General features: G+C 66.3%; 15 protein-coding genes and 6 pseudogenes. 9 read left to right on the top strand and 12 right to left on the bottom strand.

The window, feature by feature from the left end; all coding sequences use genetic code 11:
* Positions 1–241 (bottom strand): annotated as a pseudogene (locus BT98_RS28640) (IS21 family transposase); the annotation flags it as partial.
* Positions 242–342: 101 nt separating this feature from the next.
* Here BT98_RS28640 and BT98_RS25730 point away from each other — a divergent pair.
* Complete coding sequence (locus BT98_RS25730) at positions 343–963, top strand: LLM class oxidoreductase (protein WP_174978051.1); 621 nt, start codon at positions 343–345, stop codon at positions 961–963.
* 293 nt (positions 964–1,256) lie between these two features.
* A pseudogene (locus BT98_RS27535) lies at positions 1,257–1,505 on the top strand (IS6 family transposase); the annotation flags it as partial.
* A 15-nt stretch (positions 1,506–1,520) separates the two neighbouring features.
* Here the strand turns inward: BT98_RS27535 and BT98_RS28645 are convergent.
* Together BT98_RS28645 and BT98_RS0122360 are read right to left on the bottom strand one after the other, a co-directional pair.
* Positions 1,521–1,889: a transposase gene (locus BT98_RS28645; RefSeq protein WP_081798714.1), complete on the bottom strand. Its 369-nt coding sequence runs from the start codon at positions 1,887–1,889 to the stop codon at positions 1,521–1,523.
* Positions 1,890–1,949: 60 nt separating this feature from the next.
* Positions 1,950–3,091 (bottom strand): IS3 family transposase gene (locus BT98_RS0122360; protein WP_085977443.1). Its coding sequence is split into 2 segments (ribosomal slippage): positions 1,950–2,830 and positions 2,830–3,091, totalling 1,143 coding nucleotides; the frame shifts between segments, so codons are not numbered across the junction.
* Positions 3,092–3,158: 67 nt separating this feature from the next.
* On the opposite strand from BT98_RS0122360, the pseudogene BT98_RS0122370 reads away from it, so the two are divergent.
* Positions 3,159–4,135, top strand: a pseudogene (locus BT98_RS0122370) (IS3 family transposase); the annotation flags it as partial.
* A 60-nt stretch (positions 4,136–4,195) separates the two neighbouring features.
* Here BT98_RS0122370 and BT98_RS27540 read toward each other — a convergent pair.
* The 8 genes and pseudogenes from BT98_RS27540 to BT98_RS25740 all read right to left on the bottom strand — a co-directional run.
* Positions 4,196–4,306: pseudogene (locus BT98_RS27540) on the bottom strand (IS5/IS1182 family transposase); the annotation flags it as partial.
* Positions 4,307–4,410: 104 nt separating this feature from the next.
* Positions 4,411–5,232: an amidohydrolase family protein gene (locus BT98_RS27025; protein WP_081798715.1), complete on the bottom strand. Its 822-nt coding sequence runs from the start codon at positions 5,230–5,232 to the stop codon at positions 4,411–4,413.
* Complete coding sequence (locus BT98_RS0122380; protein WP_019463427.1) at positions 5,232–6,227, bottom strand: NAD(P)-dependent oxidoreductase; 996 nt, start codon at positions 6,225–6,227, stop codon at positions 5,232–5,234. The genes BT98_RS27025 and BT98_RS0122380 overlap by 1 nt, the downstream gene beginning before the upstream one ends.
* Positions 6,228–6,233: 6 nt before the next feature.
* Positions 6,234–7,289, bottom strand: coding sequence for a LacI family DNA-binding transcriptional regulator (locus BT98_RS0122385; RefSeq protein ID WP_019463428.1), 1,056 nt, complete (start codon positions 7,287–7,289; stop codon positions 6,234–6,236).
* Between the two features lies 1 nt (position 7,290).
* Positions 7,291–9,042: a TRAP transporter large permease gene (locus BT98_RS0122390; protein ID WP_244881545.1), complete on the bottom strand. Its 1,752-nt coding sequence runs from the start codon at positions 9,040–9,042 to the stop codon at positions 7,291–7,293.
* 215 nt (positions 9,043–9,257) lie between these two features.
* Positions 9,258–9,629, bottom strand: a pseudogene (locus BT98_RS0122395) (hypothetical protein); the annotation flags it as partial.
* A 48-nt stretch (positions 9,630–9,677) separates the two neighbouring features.
* Positions 9,678–10,864, bottom strand: a protein-coding gene (locus BT98_RS0122400; protein WP_369699839.1) for an IS3 family transposase whose coding sequence is annotated in 2 segments (ribosomal slippage) — positions 9,678–10,597 and positions 10,597–10,864 — 1,188 coding nt in all. Because the reading frame shifts where the segments join, the coding sequence is not laid out codon by codon here.
* A gap of 135 nt (positions 10,865–10,999) precedes the next feature.
* Positions 11,000–11,662, bottom strand: coding sequence for a TRAP transporter substrate-binding protein (locus tag BT98_RS25740; protein ID WP_026033580.1), 663 nt, complete (start codon positions 11,660–11,662; stop codon positions 11,000–11,002).
* 468 nt (positions 11,663–12,130) lie between these two features.
* On the opposite strand from BT98_RS25740, the pseudogene BT98_RS27030 reads away from it, so the two are divergent.
* The 6 genes and pseudogenes from BT98_RS27030 to BT98_RS25745 form a co-directional block, all read left to right on the top strand.
* Positions 12,131–12,535: pseudogene (locus tag BT98_RS27030) on the top strand (transposase); the annotation flags it as partial.
* 55 nt (positions 12,536–12,590) lie between these two features.
* Positions 12,591–13,295, top strand: coding sequence for an ABC transporter substrate-binding protein (locus tag BT98_RS0122415; protein WP_081798717.1), 705 nt, complete (start codon positions 12,591–12,593; stop codon positions 13,293–13,295).
* Positions 13,296–13,300: 5 nt separating this feature from the next.
* The gene (locus tag BT98_RS0122420; protein WP_019463259.1) at positions 13,301–13,678 is read left to right on the top strand and encodes a RidA family protein; all 378 of its coding nucleotides are present in this window, start codon (positions 13,301–13,303) and stop codon (positions 13,676–13,678) included.
* Positions 13,675–14,454 (top strand): (S)-ureidoglycine aminohydrolase, encoded by a 780-nt coding sequence (gene allE / locus BT98_RS0122425; protein WP_019463260.1) that lies wholly within the window; start codon positions 13,675–13,677, stop codon positions 14,452–14,454. The genes BT98_RS0122420 and allE overlap by 4 nt, the downstream gene beginning before the upstream one ends.
* Before the next feature lie 152 nt (positions 14,455–14,606).
* Positions 14,607–16,202: an ABC transporter substrate-binding protein gene (locus tag BT98_RS0122430; protein ID WP_027297511.1), complete on the top strand. Its 1,596-nt coding sequence runs from the start codon at positions 14,607–14,609 to the stop codon at positions 16,200–16,202.
* A 14-nt stretch (positions 16,203–16,216) separates the two neighbouring features.
* Positions 16,217–17,053, top strand: a complete 837-nt coding sequence (locus tag BT98_RS25745; protein ID WP_081798718.1) for an NtaA/DmoA family FMN-dependent monooxygenase — start codon at positions 16,217–16,219, stop codon at positions 17,051–17,053.
* On the opposite strand, the gene BT98_RS0122440 is transcribed toward BT98_RS25745, so the two are convergent.
* Positions 17,037–17,304: ATP-binding protein (locus tag BT98_RS0122440; RefSeq protein ID WP_027297512.1), on the bottom strand; the 268-nt coding region annotated here is incomplete at its 5' end. The two genes, BT98_RS25745 and BT98_RS0122440, sit on opposite strands and share 17 nt — an antisense overlap.

The raw sequence follows: 17,304 nt of genomic DNA on the forward strand, positions 1-17,304 counted from the left end.
GCCGCTCGCGCCGCGGCCGCGCCTCGTTCGCCTCCAGCAGGCGCTCCAGCTCGGCCTGCCACGGCCCCAGCTTGGGCTGCGGCTGCCGCGCCCGGCTGTAGCGGAATTCCGTCTCCCCGGACCGCAGAACCTTCCGGACCACCTTTCGCGAAATCCCGAGCTCACGACAGATCGCCTTGATCGACTTGCCCTGCACCCGGTGCAGGCGCCGGATCTTTGCCACTGTCTCCACGACCAGCATCCCAGCACTGGCTCCCGATCATCCCGGAAACCACTGTGAACCCCGCCGTCAGTGGGGTCCCGTTTGGACGCCGATCACCCCTCCAACAGGGTTCCTATTCCATGCCGATCCACACCCAGGCCTTCTACGCGGACGTGAAGTCGCGCATGGCCCGCTACGGCCGCACGCCCGACCAGCTCTGCATCCTGCCCGGCCTGGCGCCAATCATCGGACGCACCACGGCCGAGGCCAAGGAAAGGGAACAGGAACTGAACGACTACATCGTGCCGCAATACGGGCTCCACCAGCTCTCACAGAACCTGAATGTGGACCTGTTCAGCTACCCGCTCGACGGCCCCCTGCCGGAACTGCCGCCGATCGAATCCATCAACGGCGGCAAGAGCCGCTATCAGGTCTTCGTCGACATGGCGCGGCGCGGCAACCTGACGATCCGCCAGCTGATCCAACAGATCGCCTTTGGCCGCGGTCACGACACCTTTGCCGGTACGCCGGCCGAGATCGCTGACCACATGGAGGAATGGTTCCACGGTGGCGCCTGCGACGGCTTCAACCTGCTGCCGCCCAACCTGCCCGGCGACTTCACCGCCTTCGTGGAGCACGTGCTGCCGGAGCTGCGGCGGCGCGGCCTGTTCCGCGAGGAATACAGCGGCGCCACACTGCGCGACCATTTCGGCCTGCGGCGGCCGGCCAGCACCCTCCGCCACGCATCGGCCGAAGCCTGACGACAGGCGCCTGGCGGCGCCTCCACCGCTGCCAGGCATCCGTAGTCCGCCGCCCCTCATATAGCACTTATGGCTCCAGAGCGGTTCTGAACGAGGGCATGCTCCGTCAGCGGCCGGATGCCGCTGCCAAGTTCGCGACACAATGCGTTCCTCTCGGCCACGGCCTGCGCCATGAAACGCCGCAGGATCGAAGACCGGACCCGGTTGGCCGGGAAGATGGCCGTGAAGCGGAATGGGCATTGTCAAGTCGTTGAGCGCTAGCCGGAAGGAGGGGGCTGAGCCAGGCTGGCCGGATGTCGACCGAGCCCGCCACCTACCCCGGCTACCGCTTCCCGGCCGAGGCCATCCACTATACCGTCTGGCTATACCACGTGTTCAGCCTGAGCCTGCGCGATATCGAGCTTATTCTGGCCGAGCGGGGCGTGGTGGTCAGCTACGAGAGCATCAGGCGCTGGTGCCTCCGCTTCGGCACGGAGTTCGCGGCAAGGTTACGCAAGCGCCGGCCACGACCCGGGGACACCTGGCACATGGATGAGGTGCTGACACTGTCGGCGAAATCAGGCGGCCGGCGCCAGAGCTGCGAAACGGGTGACGCGTGTCTTGGCCGCTGGCAGGCCATCGAGCCAACGTACTACCCGTGACACATTGATCGCGGCTGCCGCGCAGACTTCCTGCAAGCCGGTCTTCGCCAAGCCAATATAGCGGCTCTGGCGCATGCCGAAGGCACGGATACCTTGCGAGAGTGTCCCTTCCACGCCGGCCCGCTTGTTATAGCGCTCCAGCCATGCGGGATCCTCCACCCGTGCACGGGCCGCTCGCAACGCCTCGTATTCTTCGCGGTCATGGAAGTGCAGGACCCGACGTGCGGTTTTTGCCGATGCGCAGGCTGCGCGTGCAACACAGGCTCCGCAATCCAGGCGGCTAATGAGGTGGTCCCCGACCGTCGGACAGTTTGACGGCCTGGATAAGCTCGGTTCTGGTTGTCGTCAGGCCGCCAATCTCATCACGTCGTCCGCTCCATGGGCCTCGTCGGGGGTGCGCCCCGCCAGGGCGCTATGTGGGCGTCCAGCATTGTAGTAACCGATCCACTTCGACAGCCCGGCCCGCAGTTCGGATCCGGTCTCGAAGGCGTGCAGGTAGACGCACTCGTATTTCAGGCTGCGCCAGAGCCGCTCGATGAAGACATTGTCCATCCAGCGACCACGGCCGTCCATCGAGATGCACACCCCGGCCCCCTGCAGCAGGCCGGTGAACCGCGGCGAGGTGAATTGGCTGCCCTGGTCGGTGTTGAAGATCTGCGGCCGCCCGAACCGCGCCAAGGCCTCTTCCAAAGCCTCGATACAGAACTCCACATCCATGGTGTTCGACACCCGCCAGGACAGCACCTTGCGCGTCGCCCAGTCCATCACCGCGACCAGGTAGAGGAAGCCGCGACGCATTGGCAGGTAGGTAATGTCGGCGCACCAGACCTGGTTCGGGCGCCCGATCGCCAGATCCCGTAGCAGGTAGGGGAAGATCCGGTGCTCGGGGTTCGGCACCGTCGTCCGCGGCCGCTGATAGATCGGTGCCAAGCCCATCTTGGCCATCAGCCGCCGGATGCGCTTGCGGCCGATCGCATAGCCCTCGCGCCGCAGGTGCCGTGCCATCTGTCGTGCGCCGTACCAGGGCGTCTCCAGGAACTGCGCGTCGATCAACCGCATCAACTCCAGGTTCAGCGGCGTCTCGCCGGTTGGGCGATGGTAGAACCCCGACCGGCTGATCGAGACCAGCTCGCATTGCCGCACGACCGACAGCCGCGGATGCTCCGGCTCGATCATCTGCCGCCGTCGCTCGAGGCTCATCGTCCGGACGCCTTGGCCAAAAAATCCCGCTCCACCACCAGCTGCCCGATCTTGGCGTGCAGCTTCTCGACATCCGCCTCGGCCGCCTTCGCGCTCTCCTGTGCCGCCGACTTGCCGGAGAACACTGCCGTCAGCCCCTCCATGGCCTGCCGCTTCCACTCGCCCACCATCGTCTGATGGATGCCGTGCTTGGCCGCCAGCTGCGCCGTCGTCAGCTCACCCCGCAGCGCCTCCAGCGCCACCTTCGCCTTGAAATCCGCCGAATATCGCGTCCGCTTGCCCGTCATCCGGGTCCGTCCTTCTCGCAGGCGAACCGAGCTTAACTACCTGTCCGAGATCCGGGGACCACCTCAGTTCTCGGGCAAGTCGGCGGCCGAGGAAAGCGCGAGGACCTCCGAGGCGGAGGTTGAGAAGCTGCACGCGAAAATTGGGCAGTTGCTGGTGGAGCGGGATTTTTTGGCCAAGGCGTCCGGACGATGAGCCTGGAGCGACGACGGCAGATGATCGAGCCCGATCACTCACAGCTCTCGATCCTGCGCCAGTGCGAGTTGGTCTCGATCAGCCGCTGCGGGTTCTATCACCGCCCTCGGGGCGAGACGCCGCTGAACCTGGAATTGATGCGGCTGATCGATGCGCAGTTCCTGGAGACGCCCTGGTACGGATCTCGGCAGATGGCGCGCCATCTCCGGCGCGAGGGCTACGTGGTCGGCCGCAAGCGGGTGCGGCGGCTGATGGCGAAGATGGGCTTGGCGCCGATCTACCAGCGGCCGCGGACGACCGTGCCGAACCCTGAGCACCGGGTGTGCCCCTACCTGCTGCGGGATCTGGCGATCGGGCGCCCGAACCAGGTCTGGTGTGCCGATTTGACCTACATCCCGATGCGCCGGGGCTTCCTCTACCTGGTCGCGGTGATGGACTGGGCGACCCGCAAGGTGCTGGCCTGGCGGGTGTCGAACACCATGGATGTCGAGTTCTGCCTCGAAGCTGTGGAGGAAGCATTGGCCCGGCACGGGCGGCCCGAAATCTTCAATACCGACCAGGGTAGCCAGTTCACCTCGCCGCGGTTCACCGGCGTGCTGCAACGGGCTGGGGTGCGCATCTCCATGGATGGACGGGGACGCTGGATGGACAATGTTTTCATCGAGCGGCTCTGGCGCAGCCTGAAATACGAGTGCGTCTACCTGCACGCCTTCGAGACCGGCTCGGAGCTTCGGGCCGGGCTCGCCAGGTGGATTGGCTACTACAACGCCGGACGACCCCATTCCGCCCTGGCCGGGCGCACGCCTGACGAGGCATATGGGACAGCCGGAATGGAGAGACTGGCGGCCTGACGAAAATCAGAGCCGAGCTTATCACAGCCGCCAAACTGTCCGACGGTCGGGGACCACCTCAGCCGCCCGGGGCGGCACCGCCGGTCGCCCGCCCTTCGGCTTGGGCCGCTCTGGCGGCAACAGCGGCTCAATGATTGACCAAAGTTCATCCGGGATTAGGGACTTCGCCATGCCCTTCAGATCAGTGCAGCCCTATCATCTGTCCAGGTTTTGAAAGGCGCTATTAATCCAAGCCTCTCGAGGACGAGGGGCGCGTTCCGAATGCAGATCGCGCCCTATGGATCAACTCGTTCAACCTTGAAACCATAGATCTGGGCAGGATTATCGACCAGGATCATACGCCTCTGCGTTGGCTCTGGCGCCCATTTCCATAGCAGCGACAGCAGCACCCGCTCATCAGGCACTTCTGATATCCAGGGATGCGGCCAGTTGCTGGCCCAGAGCATACGCTCAGGGGCCAGCCGTACCAGCGCTTCGGCAAGCTTTCCAATATCCGCGTAGTCGGGACTGCCGCTGCGCGATACCTCGTAGGGCGCGGAGAGCTTCACCCAGCATCGCCCACCCTCCACCAGCCTGCACAGAAGCCGAAAGCCCGGGTGGGAGAATTCCACGGGTTCAAGAAACTTGCCGATATGGTCGATGACCAACGGGCAAGGCAGGTGCCGCAAGCGGTGGGCATGTTCCGGCAGGGTACGACCATCGAGCTGAAGCTGGATATGCCATCCCATGGGAGCGATCCTCGCTGCGAGCGGCGCCAGATCCTCCCAGCGCATATACCCGCCGGGAAGCATATGGAAGCGCAGACCGCAGACCCCAGCCTCCGCCAGTTTCTTCAACTCACGCTCTGTGACATCCGGCGCCGTGACGGCGATCCCGCGTGTCCGGCCCGGTCCGAGTTCCCGCAATCCATCCAGCATGGCACGGTTGTCGGTGCCATACCCGTTGGCCTGCACGAGCACGGCCCGCTCCAGACCGAGAGCCTGCTGCAGAGCATGGTAGCGGCTGGCCGGTGCATCGGGCATCGGTCCGGCCAATGGCCAGCGCCGGTCGAAGACATGAACATGGCAATCGCAGGCGGCGGGAGGCAGGGCTTCCATCACGCGGCCCGCAGCCCGAGTTGAAGCAGCCGGTGCGCCGCCTCCGGATTGACCGCGCCCTGCGGCATGCGTCCCGCAATCAGGGCCTCGACTTGCCGAACCGTGTCGAAGGCCTGATGTTGTACCGCCTCGGGCGTCAGCCCTCCGATGTGTGGAGTGGCGATGACATCGGATCGCCGTGCCAGCCGAGGCGAAGGCATCTGGTCAGGTGCCTGGCCCACATCCAGCGCGGCGCCTGCGAGGTGCCCGCTTTCCAGGGCGGCTTCGAGGGCGGCTTCATCCACAAGGTTGCCGCGAGAGAGATTGAGGAAGAAGCTTCCCTGCGGCATGGTGGCGAACGCCTCGCCTCCCATCATTCCCTCCGTCTCCGGCGTGGCGGCAGCCAGACACAGCACGAAGCGAGAGCGGGGCAACAGGTCCATCAACCCAAGTTGCTCGATACCCTCTTCGGCCTTCTGCCGCGGATCGGTCACGAACACCCGCATGCCGAGGGATCGCGCCAGTTCCGCGACCCGCCGGCCGATGACGCCGTAGCCGATGATTCCCAGGCTTGCTCCCGAAAGCTGCCGCCCCATGCGGATCCGTGGTGGACGCTCCGCCCGGTAGTCCAGGACGGCACAGCTTACACCGCGCGCCAGATCTACCAGGAAGCCGATCGCAAGTTCCGCGACCGAGTCCGTGAAGCCCGGCGACGCGTTGCAGACCAGCACGCCCTGCCGGCTGGCGGCGGCAAGATCGATATTGCGGATATCCACGGCCACACGGAGGAATGCCTTGAGATCCGGCAGTGCATCGAAGACCTCACGCTGCCCGGCTGTCTGCCGGTCGGACACGATGACATCGCAGCCGCGCGCGAACTCCACCAGCTCTGCCGCCCGGAGCGGATGGTCCTCAGGATTCAGGCGAACGTCGCCCAGGTGACGAAGCGCGGCCAGTGCCTCTTCGCCATAGTAGTTGGCCCGGTCATGGGCTGTGTGGGTCAGTGCAATCTGCACGGCTGGTCAGGCTCCTGCCGTGACGAGAGGCGCCACGGAATCGCGAAGGACGAGGGAGGGAGGAAAGCTGAACTGCTCCGGCGGGAGGGAGGCGTCCTCCATGCGCCGCATGATGCGGTCCACCATCAGACCCGCCATCTCCGGCAACGGAGAGCGAACGGAGGTCAGGGCTGGGATGGTATGTCCCGTGAGAGGCAGCGCATCCATCCCGACGACCGAGAGATCGCCTGGAACGGACACGCCCCGCCGGTGCAGCCCAGCGAGCAGCCCGATCGCCATCATGTCGTTCACAGCGACCAGCCCTGTGAGCCGTGCCGGATGCTCCAGGACTTCGGCGGCCAGGGACTGGCCCAGATCGGCCAGTTCCGCGTCGCCGAATGCGGAGGGGCTGCGCCTCTCTATCACCACCGCCTGAACTCCCGCCGTTCCAGCGGCCTGCCGGAAGCCGTCTAGCTTGGCCGCGCGGCTGAAGGTGCGTCCGGCCGGAACGAGAAAGGCCAGGGCGCGGTGTCCCTGCTCCGCCAGGTGATTCACAGCCAGTGCCGCAGCCGCGGCATTGTCTACCGAGACATGGTCCATACCTGTCCGGACCCCCGGCTGGGTATGGCTGTCATAGCTGACAGCGATCAGGCCTCGCTGGATCAGGGCGTCGAAATGCTCTGCTTCGGCCAATGAGGAAATGATGATGGCTCCCCGAACGCCATGCGACAGAAGGTCCTCCAGCAGAGGCCGTTCCCGCGAGGTGTCACGATAGGTGTTGGCCACGATCAGGCGCTGGCTGTACCGCGTCTGCGCCACCTCCTCGATCTCCCGCGCCAGTTCCGCGTAGCTGGGATTCGACATCGAGGGCACGAGCAGGCCCAGCATCTGCGACTGCCCGGTCTTGAGCTTCTGCGCGGCTCGGTTCGGCAGGAAGCCGAGCTCGGCGATGGCTTTCTCTACCCGATCCCGCGTCTCGGGCCGCATCCGGCCCGACCGGCCGTTGATGAGGTTCGAGACCGTGGCTATGGAGACGCCCGACAGGCGGGCGACATCCACGATGGTGGGGCCGGGTAGCGCCATCTCAGCCCATGCCCAGCATGTTCGGCAGCCAGAGGCTGATGGCCGGAAAAAGCACCAGCAGAACCATGCCGAACAGCAGAACCGCTAGGTATTTGGCCATCGGCCGTGCCACATCCTGCATGCGGGTGCCGGTCATGGCACAGGTGGCGAAGAGGCCCAGGCCCACCGGTGGGGCGAACAGTCCGAAGCCCATGGCCACGACCATCACCGTGCCGAAATGCAAGGAGCTGATGCCGAGCTGCGCAGCGATCGGCGTCAGCAGCGGACCAAAGATAATAAGGGCGGGTGCTCCCTCCAGGACGGCGCCGAAGACCACCATCAGGAGTGTCGCCAGGACCATGAAGGCGAGGCTACCATGGGTGTGGCCGAAGCTCACCAGCATACCGGACATCGCGCTGGGGATCTGCTCGATCGTCAGGGCGAAGGCGAAGCCGGAGGCGGCGGACATGATGAACAGGATGCCCCCGGCCATCGACGCCGCGTTGACCAGCAGCTTGACCACCGAACGCAGCGTCAGCTCCCGGAAGGCCAGGCCGCCGACCATAAGCGCATAGACCACAGCGAAGGCAGAGATCTCCGTGGATGTCGCGACCCCGGCGGTGACGCCGCGCCCGATCATCATGACCATCACCAGAGCGACGAGCGAGCCGCCGATCAGACGCGGCAAGCTGCGGCGGACAGGGAAGGCTTCGCGCGGATCGATCCGGCGCCCGTAGACGATGGCCACGGTCGAAAGGCAGAGCGCCAGTAGGGCCGCAGGAACGATGCCTGCCATGAACAGGCCGCCGACGGAGATATTGGCCACGAAGGCGAAGATGATGAGGTTGACGCAGGGCGGAATGGTTTCCGCCATTACCGCGGTGCAGGCCAGGAGCCCCGCAGCGTCGTTCGGATCCTGCCGTGTGCGCCGGACCGCCGGCATGATGATCCCGCTCACCGCGGCGATGTCCGCGAGCTTGGAGCCTGAGATACCCGAGAAAAGCGCGGTGGCGACGATGCTGATCAGGTTGAGGCCCCCACGCATCCGCCCCATGAGCCGCAGCAGGAGTTCGATCAGGCGGGTCGACATGCCGTTGGCCTCCATGGTCAGGCCGGCCAGCACGAAGAACGGGATGGCCAGGAGCACGAAGTGGTCGGCGCCTGCCGCGAGTTGCTGCGCGTAGACGACCATCGGCAGCGAGGGATCGGCCAGGAAGTAAAGCAGAGCACTGAAGGCCAGCGCGAAGGCGATGGGAACACCGATGACCACGCTTCCCATGGCAGAGACGACCAGCAGCGACAAGGGCGACAGCGCCATCTCGGGCAGGAGAGTGTTCCAGGCCCAGACCCCGCCGGCGACGGCAAGACCTGCAGCAAAGGTCAGCCAGACCTGCCGGGGCGGGCCTTCCAGCGCATTGGCCAGACCGAAGGCAACGATGAAGAAGCTGCCGATGATGACGGGAAGGATGTTGATCCAGTGCGGCAGGCCGAGCGGCGTGACCTGCCCTTCCGTCTCGATGAAGAGACCGCAGGCCGTGATGAAGAGGGCCACGGCGACGGCTACCACGATCCAGCAGCAGATCTGCGTCATGCAGATGCGCCACGCGGGTGGGAACATTTCGCGGAATACATCGATCCCGGCATGCCTGCCCCGCCCCAGCACCGTGGCCGCGCCGAAGAAAACCAGCACGACCATCAGGGCGCGGGCCACTTCCTCCGCCCAATCCAGGGGATCATGCAGGAAATAGCGGTAGATGACCGAAAGGAAGACCACCAGGACGTTGGCGGCCAATGTGAGTCCCGCCAAGTGTTCCAACACGGCCAGAACGGCACGCAGGAGGGAGCCGAAGCCCCGGAAGCCCGTATAGGTCGTGCCTGGCGAATCTGTGGCAATCGCGCTCATGGACGCTTGCTCCCGCGAAAGCCGGGCTTCCTGGAGCCCGGCGCGACGCTCTCGTCTCCCGGATATTGCCGGGCTTGCATCACGGATCAGGCCGAGACGTTGGCGGCGATCTCGAAGAGAGGCTTCGTGGCTGGATAGTTCCGCGCGAAAGGAGCATAGAGTTGCTCGCTCATCTGCCGCTTGATCTCCGCCCTTTCCGTCGGGGGCATCGGCGAGAAGGCGATGCCCAGTTGCCGGAGCTGTTCCAGCGCCTCGACGGAACGCGGCGGGACATCCTGTCTCTGGCTTTGAGTCGCCTCAGCCGCAGCCTGGAGGAAGACGGGCTTGAGGTCCGCAGGGATTTTGGAGAGGCCACGCCGGCCGATGACAGACAGCATCGGGCTGAACAGATGCTCGGTCATGAAGCATTGCTTGGTGACTTCGTAGAGCCGGTTGGCGATGACACTCGCGGCATCATGCTCGAAGCCATTGTACCGCCCGCGGTTGGTGAGACACCGTGATTGAGCCTACGCGGCGAGTGCCGCGGATGAAAGCTGTTCTGCGCGGATGGTGCTGGGTGAGTTGAAGCCGTGCCGCTCGATCAGCCAGGTGGTGTTGTAGGCTTGGCGGAAGTCGAGCAGCGCCCGGCGCAGGTCCTCAACGGTGCTGAAGGTCCGCACCCAGAGGAGGTTCTCCTTCAGGGTTCGGATGAAGCGCTCTGCGCAGCCATTGCCTTCGGGCGCACGCACGAAGGCCGGTGAGCTCTCGATGCCGAGGAAGGCGAGTTCCTTCTGGAAGGTGTCGGACATGTATTGGCTGCCGTGATCGTGCCGGACGGCAAGGCCGCGGGCGATGTTCTTGCCGAACGCACCGAAGCTGTGGCGGACCCCCTGTCGGATCGGCTCCAGCGCCTCGAAGCGTGTGCCGCGGCGGGCGGCGTGAATGCCGACGCACTCGGCGCTGTGGTGGTCGACGGCCACGAAGACGGCGACCTGGCCCTCCTCCGTCCAGGTCGTGGTCATGTCGGTGCCCCACATCGTGTCCACCTGGTCAGGGATGATCGTGCCGTCGTGGTTGCGCGGGCCCCGGGGCGAGCCCGCCCGGGCGGGGGCGAGCAGGTCGTGCTGGCCCATCAGCCGCAGCACGCGGCGCAACGACGTGCGAACCCCGCGCAGGCGCAGCCGGGCCCAGACCTTGCGATGTCCCTCGCCATGGAAGGGGCTGTCGGCCAGCACGGCGCGGATCGCCACGACCAGCTCGGCATCCGGCATCGGTCCGGCCGGTCCGCGACGCCGCGGCGGCTCCGACGCAAGCGGGTGCCGATACCGATACAGAGTGGCCCGCGAGAGCCGCCAGACGCGGCAGACCCGGGCCGTGCCATACGGCCTGCCGCTGCTGGGCGAGACGGCCGCGCTCATCGCCGCCGCCTCGGCCGCGCCAAAGGGCCGGGATCACGCGCCTCCAGCAGGGTGATCTTGGCTTCCAGCAACTCCCGCTCCAGCAGCATCTCGCCCAGACGCGCCTTCAGCCGCTCGCTCTCCAGCGCCTCGCCGTCCGTGGGCCGGGTCGAGAGACCCGCCTCGCCGCCAGCCAGGAAGGCGTCGCGCCAGCCGCTCAGCGTCGCCGCTGTCACTCCGAGCGAGCGCGACACTATCTCCAGGTCTTCCCCCCGAAGCAGGCGCAGGACGGCGTCCCGTTTGCGCTGGCGCGACATCCGCCCCCCGCGGCCGAGCACCGCTGCGCCAGACTCTTGCGGTCGCTCCGCGGCGCTCGGCCGCTCCGCCCGGGATTGCTCGTGATCCATCAGATACCTCCTGCGTGGATATCGTCCACTTACGAGGTGTCTCGCTCAACCGTGCTGCGGGGGACCATCGACCACCCCGCTCTGCAAGGCGGTATAGAGTTCGTTGAAGGGGATCGGCGCTGGCACTGCACCCATGAGCTTGAAGGTCTCGATGAAGGCCGGTGCCGGTAGAACGCGCAGCTTTACCGCATGCAGATCGGCCAAGTTATGAACCGGCGCCCGGGTGTAGACGCAGCGCGCTCCGAAGTGGAACCCCCAGCCCAGCGCCATCACGCCCTTGCGCTCCAGCAGCATCTTTCCGAAGGCATCGCCCAGGCCGGCATCGAGCAACTTCTCGCCATGGGAATAGCTGTCGATCAGGTAGCCGAGATCCAGCATTCCCAGCTCCGGCACTGCGGTGGCCCAGATGGAGGAGCCGGTGATCATCATGTCGACCGAGCCGATGGCCACCTGCTGGACCACATCGGCTTCCTTGCCGAGCTGACCGTTGGGGAAATAGTCCAGGCGGATGCGTGGGCCCGCGACGTCCTGCAGCTTGGTCCTGAAGTGCTCGAACCACGCGAAATGCGCGGCGTTCCGGTCAGCGGGCATCGCGGAGGACACGCGAAGGGCGATAGGCGACTGGGCACGCGCCAGGAATGGGATCCCGAGTGTCGCACCGGCGGTGGCGGCAGCCAGAATGCCACGGCGGGTTGAAGTACCGGACATATGTTCCTCCCTTATTAAACGTTTAACTTATTCCGTTAAACGTTGCACCAAACGGAACGGCCATCAATAGTTTTTTGGAGTGAACGTTGCTTTGTTGAAACCCTATGGAGCTGTGAGGGGTTGGGATGGCTTTCGGCGTGGGCCGGGAGTTGGTGGTGAGGCGGATGTCAAAGTCGGCGGTGCGGGTGGCACGGGAGGCGCTGGTAGCGGGCCGAGCGGCGCTGCCGGAGTACGCCAGCCCGTACTCGCGCAAGGACTACGCCCGGCCGCAGCTCTTCGCGCTGCTGGTGCTCCGGCAGTTCCTGCGGGTGGACTACCGGGGCGTGATGGCCCTGGTCGCCGAGTGGTCGGAGTTGCGACGCACCCTCGGACTGGCCAAGGTGCCGCACTACTCGACCCTGGCCCACGCCTCGCGCCGCATCCTGGCAGACGCCGGGGCCGGGGGCTTTCATTGGCGTCCAGACTGCCATGGTCCGGCGTGCCCGAGCCCGCGGCCTGATCGACACCGCACCGGTCGTGGCCGTGGACGCGACCGGGCTCGAAACCCGTCACGTCAGCGCCCACTTCGGCCAGCGCCGGGCCAAGGGCAAGGGACACCGCCAGCGGGCCTGGCCGAAGCTGACCGTCGTGCTCCATACCGGCTCGCACCTCCTGCTCGGCGCCGTGCCGGGCCTCGGCCCGAGCCAGGACTCGCCGGACTTCACCCCGGCCATGCGCCAAGCTGCGGAACGGGTCGCGATCGACACCGCCCTCGGTGACGCCAGCTACGACGCCGAGCACAACCACCGTCTCTGCCGCGACGACCTCGGCGTCCGGCAGACGGTGATCCGCCTCAACCGCCGCAACACAGGGCGCCGTTGGCCCAAGACCCCGTACCGACGTGCCATGCGATACCGCTTTCCCAAGCCCCTCTACCACCAGCGCTGGCATGTTGCTCGCGATCCATCAGATACCTCCTGCGTGGATATCGTCCACTTACGAGGTGTCTCGCTCAACCGTGCTGCGGGGGAGCGGGGAGGCGGTGCCGGCCGGGCAGTTCCTGCCGGAAGGCTTCTTCGGCACCGCCGGCAGCCTGCGTCCCGATGTGGCCGACCCTGTCGCGGCGCGGCGCCTGATGGCCGAGGCCGGGTGGCCCGAAGGTTTCCGCATTGTCCTCTCAGGACCTAATAACCGCTATGTCAACGACCGTACCGTTATGCAGGCCGTGGCGCAGATGCTGACCCGCATTGGCATCCGCACCGAGGTGCAGGCCGAACCCATCTCCGTCTTCATCCCGCGCATGGCACGGCAGGAGGCATCGCTGGGCCTGGCCGGGCTCGCGACCGTCTATGGCGACGCGGCACGTCAGATAGGCGGCGTCGCTGAAAGCTTCGATGCCGGTCGCGGCAGCGGTAACTTCAACTATCTCCGCTACAGCGACCCCCGCCTGGACGCGCTGATGGTTCAGGCCCGCACCGCCATGGACCCAGAAGTCCGCCGCACCCTGACCGCCCACGCCAGCGAGCAGGCCATGGCCGGGCTGCCGGTGATCCCGCTCTATTTCCAGAAGGCCTCTTGGGCGTTGCGGCAGGGGCTGACCATGCCGCCGCATCCAGCCGAGTACACCATCGCAACCACCATCCGCCCGGAATGAACGCCATGTCCGACATCCTCCGCACCCCAGGTCCCTTCGCCAATCGTTCCCGCGCTGTGACGCACCGCCTGCCGGGGGGAGGCGGCACCGTCTGGGCGCTGGCCACGGCTCGGGACAAGACCGCGGGGGTGGAGGCGCAGACCACCGACCTGCTGTTGGTGATCGACGGCTACCTGCGCGCCGCCGGCACGGACAGGACTCGCCTGCTGCGCGCCGAGGTCTTCATGGCCGACCTGTCGGGAAAGGCAGCCATGGACGCTGCCTGGACGCGCTGGCTGCCGGAAGGCTGCGGGCCTGTCCGTTCCGCCGTGCAGACGCCGATGCCCGCCGGCGACCTGGTGGAAATCATCGTCACCGCCGCTCTGCCGGGAGGCGCGGCATGAACCGCCCCACGTCTGCCCGCCAGGTGCTGCCGCCCGGCATCTTCGGCCACAACCGCACCATGGTGACACCGCACTATGCGGTGATGCCGCCCGAGGGCATCCTGGAGAGCCGTCTGCCCGGCTTTCAGGGCACCAAGATCCGCTTCCATACCAGCCCGGCCATGGGCGCCGCCTTCGCCCAGGCGCTGCTGGAAATCGCGTCGGGCGGCGGCACGGTCTCGCCGCAGGATGATGGGTTGCAGCACTTCTTCTACGTGCTGGACGGGGAGGTGGAATTCAGCGCGGATGGCGAGGGCCGCCATGCCGGCGCTGGTCATTTCTGTTACGTACCCGCCAGAAGCGCCTACAGCCTCCGCGCGCTCAATGCCGCCGCCCGCGTCATCTGGATCAGGAAGCCGTACCAGCCGGCTCCTGGCATCGCGCCGCGGGGCGCCTTCTTCGGCCAGCGTGATGCCGTCCCGAAGGTCAACAAGCATACCCAGGGCCGGAACTGGCAGGCGCTGCTGGGCGAGGCGGACATGGCCATGGACATGGAGATCAACATCCTGTCCTTCGCACCTGGCACCTACTTCCCCTTTGTCGAAACCCACGTCATGGAGCACGGGCTCTACATGCTGGAAGGGCAGGGCCTCTACCTGCTTGGCCGTGAATGGCACGAATGCTGGGCGGGCGACTTCGTCTGGATGGGGCCCTATGTGCCGCAGCAATTCTATGCCACAGGCTGGGGCGAGACAGCCTACTTGCTGTACAAGAACGTCAACCGCGACGTCTTCTGAGGGCCAGTGCCGCTGGGGCTCAGCCGTAGATCATCTCGGTTGCCGCCCTGGCAGGTGCGTTGCAGTCTAGGACTGACAGGGAAACGCGACACGGCCATCCCGGGTCACGCGAGCACGCCAAGTGCCGCGCGGCCCTTCCAAGGGGGCCATGCATGCATCGTCGAGGACTTCTTCTGGCCGCTGCTGCCGCGTCGCTGGCGGCGCCGGCCATCCTGAGGGGCGCCGCCGCGCAGGCCGGCCCCAGGACCCTTCGCTTCGTGCCGCAGGGCGACCTCGCCAACCTGGACCCGATCTGGGGCACGTCCTATCAGGTGCGCAACGCGGCGCTGCTGATCTGGGACACGCTCTACGGCGTGGACAGCCGTATGCTGCCGCAGCGGCAGATGGTGGAAAGCGAGGAGGTCTCACCTGACGGGCTGGTCTGGACCTTCCGCCTGCGACCGGGGCTGGTCTTCCATGACGGCCAGCCCGTGTTGGCGAAGGACGCCGTGGCCAGCCTGCGCCGCTGGGCCGCGCGCGACGTCACGGGCCAGCGAATTGTGGAGATCCAGCAGGACCTGGTGGCACTGGACGACCGCAGCTTCCGCTGGCGCCTCAAGCGCCCCTTTCCCAAGATGCTGTACGCGCTGGCGAAGTCCAACACGCCCTGCACCTTCGTGATGCCGGAGCGCATCGCCGCCACTGATCCCTTCAAGGTCATCACGGAATATGTCGGCAGTGGCCCCATGCGCATCCTGCCCGGCGAGTGGCAGCCCGGCGCCCGGATCATCTTCGAGCGTTTCGACGGCTACCGTCCGCGCGAGGAGCCCGGTTCATGGATGGCGGGTGGCAAGCGCATCCATGTAGACCGCGTCGAGTGGCTAATCATGCCGGACGGCTCCACCGCGGCCGGCGCGCTGCAGACCGGCGAGGTGGACTGGTTGGAAACGCCGGTGCCCGACCTAGTGCCCGTGCTGGAGCGCGCCCAGGGCATCCGGACCGGCATCGCCAACGACCTCGGCGTTGTGTCCGGCATCCGGCTGAACCACCTGCAGCCGCCCTTCGACAACGTGCTGGTGCGCCGCGCACTGTTGGCGGCCGTGAACCAGGACGACTACCTCAGCGCCATTGTCGGCGAGGACGCGGAGATGCGCCGCCCGATGCGCAGCTTCTTCACGCCGGGATCGCCGCTCTACACCGAGACCGGCAGCGATCTGTTGCGGCAGGGCGGGGACTTGGCGGCGGCGAAGTCGATGCTGGCGCGGTTGGGCTATGACGAGCGCAAGATCGCCATGCTGATCGCGCAGGATTCCTTTGTGGCCAAGGCCAGTGGCGATGTCGCCGTGGACATGTTCCGCCGCGTCGGCCTGAACGCGGACCCCGTGGCGCTCGATTTCGGCACGATCCAGAACCGGCGCATCAACAAGCGCACGCCGCCGGAGCAGGGCGGCTGGCACACTTTCCAGGTCAGCCATGCCGGTACCGACTGCGTCAACCCGGCCGCCTATCTCGGCCTGCGGGCCGATGGCGAGAAAGCCTGGTTCGGATGGCCAGACAGCCCGGGCGTGGAGAAGGGCATCGCCGACTGGTTCGCCTCCAACTCCCTGGAGGAGGAGAAGGCCATCGCCGAGCGCATCAACCGCGCTGCCATGGAGGACGTGGTCTTCATCCCCACCGGCTTCTTCCTGGCCAAGCAGGCCTGGCGCAGCAATGTCAGCGGCGTGGTGACGGCGCCGATCCCGGTCTTCTGGGACGTCAGGAAGGCCTGAGGGGAGGGCGCAGGATGAGCAATACACATCGCCGGATGCATCTGAACCTGTTCGTCCAGGGCATCGGCCATCACGAGGCCGCCTGGCGCCACCCGGGAACCAACCCGGCCGATATGCTCGACATCGGCTATTACCAGCGACTGGCGCAGCAGGCGGAAGCGGCAAAGCTGGACGCGATCTTCATTGCCGACGCGCTGGCGATCAATCCCAACATTGAGCACGGGCCCTTCAACAACTTCTTCGAGCCCTTTACGCTGCTGGCGGCGGTGGCTGCCGTGACCACGCAGATCGGTGTCATCGGTACAGCCTCCACCACCTATGACGAGCCCTACGACGTCGCGCGGAAGTTTGCCTCCCTCGACCGGGTCAGCCGCGGCCGCGCGGGGTGGAACATCGTCACCTCAGGCAACGAGCGCGCGGCGCAGAACTTCGGCTACGACCGGCACCTGGAGCACAGCCGCCGCTACGCCCGCGCCACCGAGTTCGTCGAGGTCACGCAGAAGCTCTGGGACAGCTGGGAAGACGGCGCGCTGCTGGCCGACCGCACCCAGGGCCGCTTCACCGACCGCGCGCGGATCCACGACATCGGTCATGTCGGCGAGTTCTTCCGCGTCCAGGGTCCGCTGGACTTTCCGGGCCCGCCGCAGGGCCACCCGGTGCTGGTGCAGGCTGGATCGTCGCAGGATGGCAAGGAGTTCGCCGCGCGCTTCGCAGAAGCCATCTACACCGCGCAGAACAACCTGGACGATGCCCAGGCCTGTCAATCGGCACTGAATTGGGACCCCAGATCGGCACGCAAAAGGGACCCTCTTGTGAGGTGTGTTGAGGGGGCGTTCAGGCGCGGTTCTTGAATCGCCAACTATCGTTGCCGGTCTCGACGATGTCGCAGTGGTGAGTGAGGCGGTCGAGTAAGGCAGTGGTCATCTTGGCGTCCCCAAAGACGCTGGGCCATTCACCAAAAGCGAGGTTGGTGGTGACGATGACCGAGGTCTGCTCGTAGAGACGGCTGACAAGGTGGAACAGCAACTGGCCGCCGGACTGGGCGAATGGCAGATAGCCGAGCTCGTCGAGGACAACGAAATCCAGGCGGCAGAGATGATCG

The sequence above is a fragment of the Roseomonas mucosa ATCC BAA-692 genome (assembly GCF_000622225.1).
In the GTDB taxonomy this organism is placed as follows: domain Bacteria; phylum Pseudomonadota; class Alphaproteobacteria; order Acetobacterales; family Acetobacteraceae; genus Roseomonas; species Roseomonas mucosa.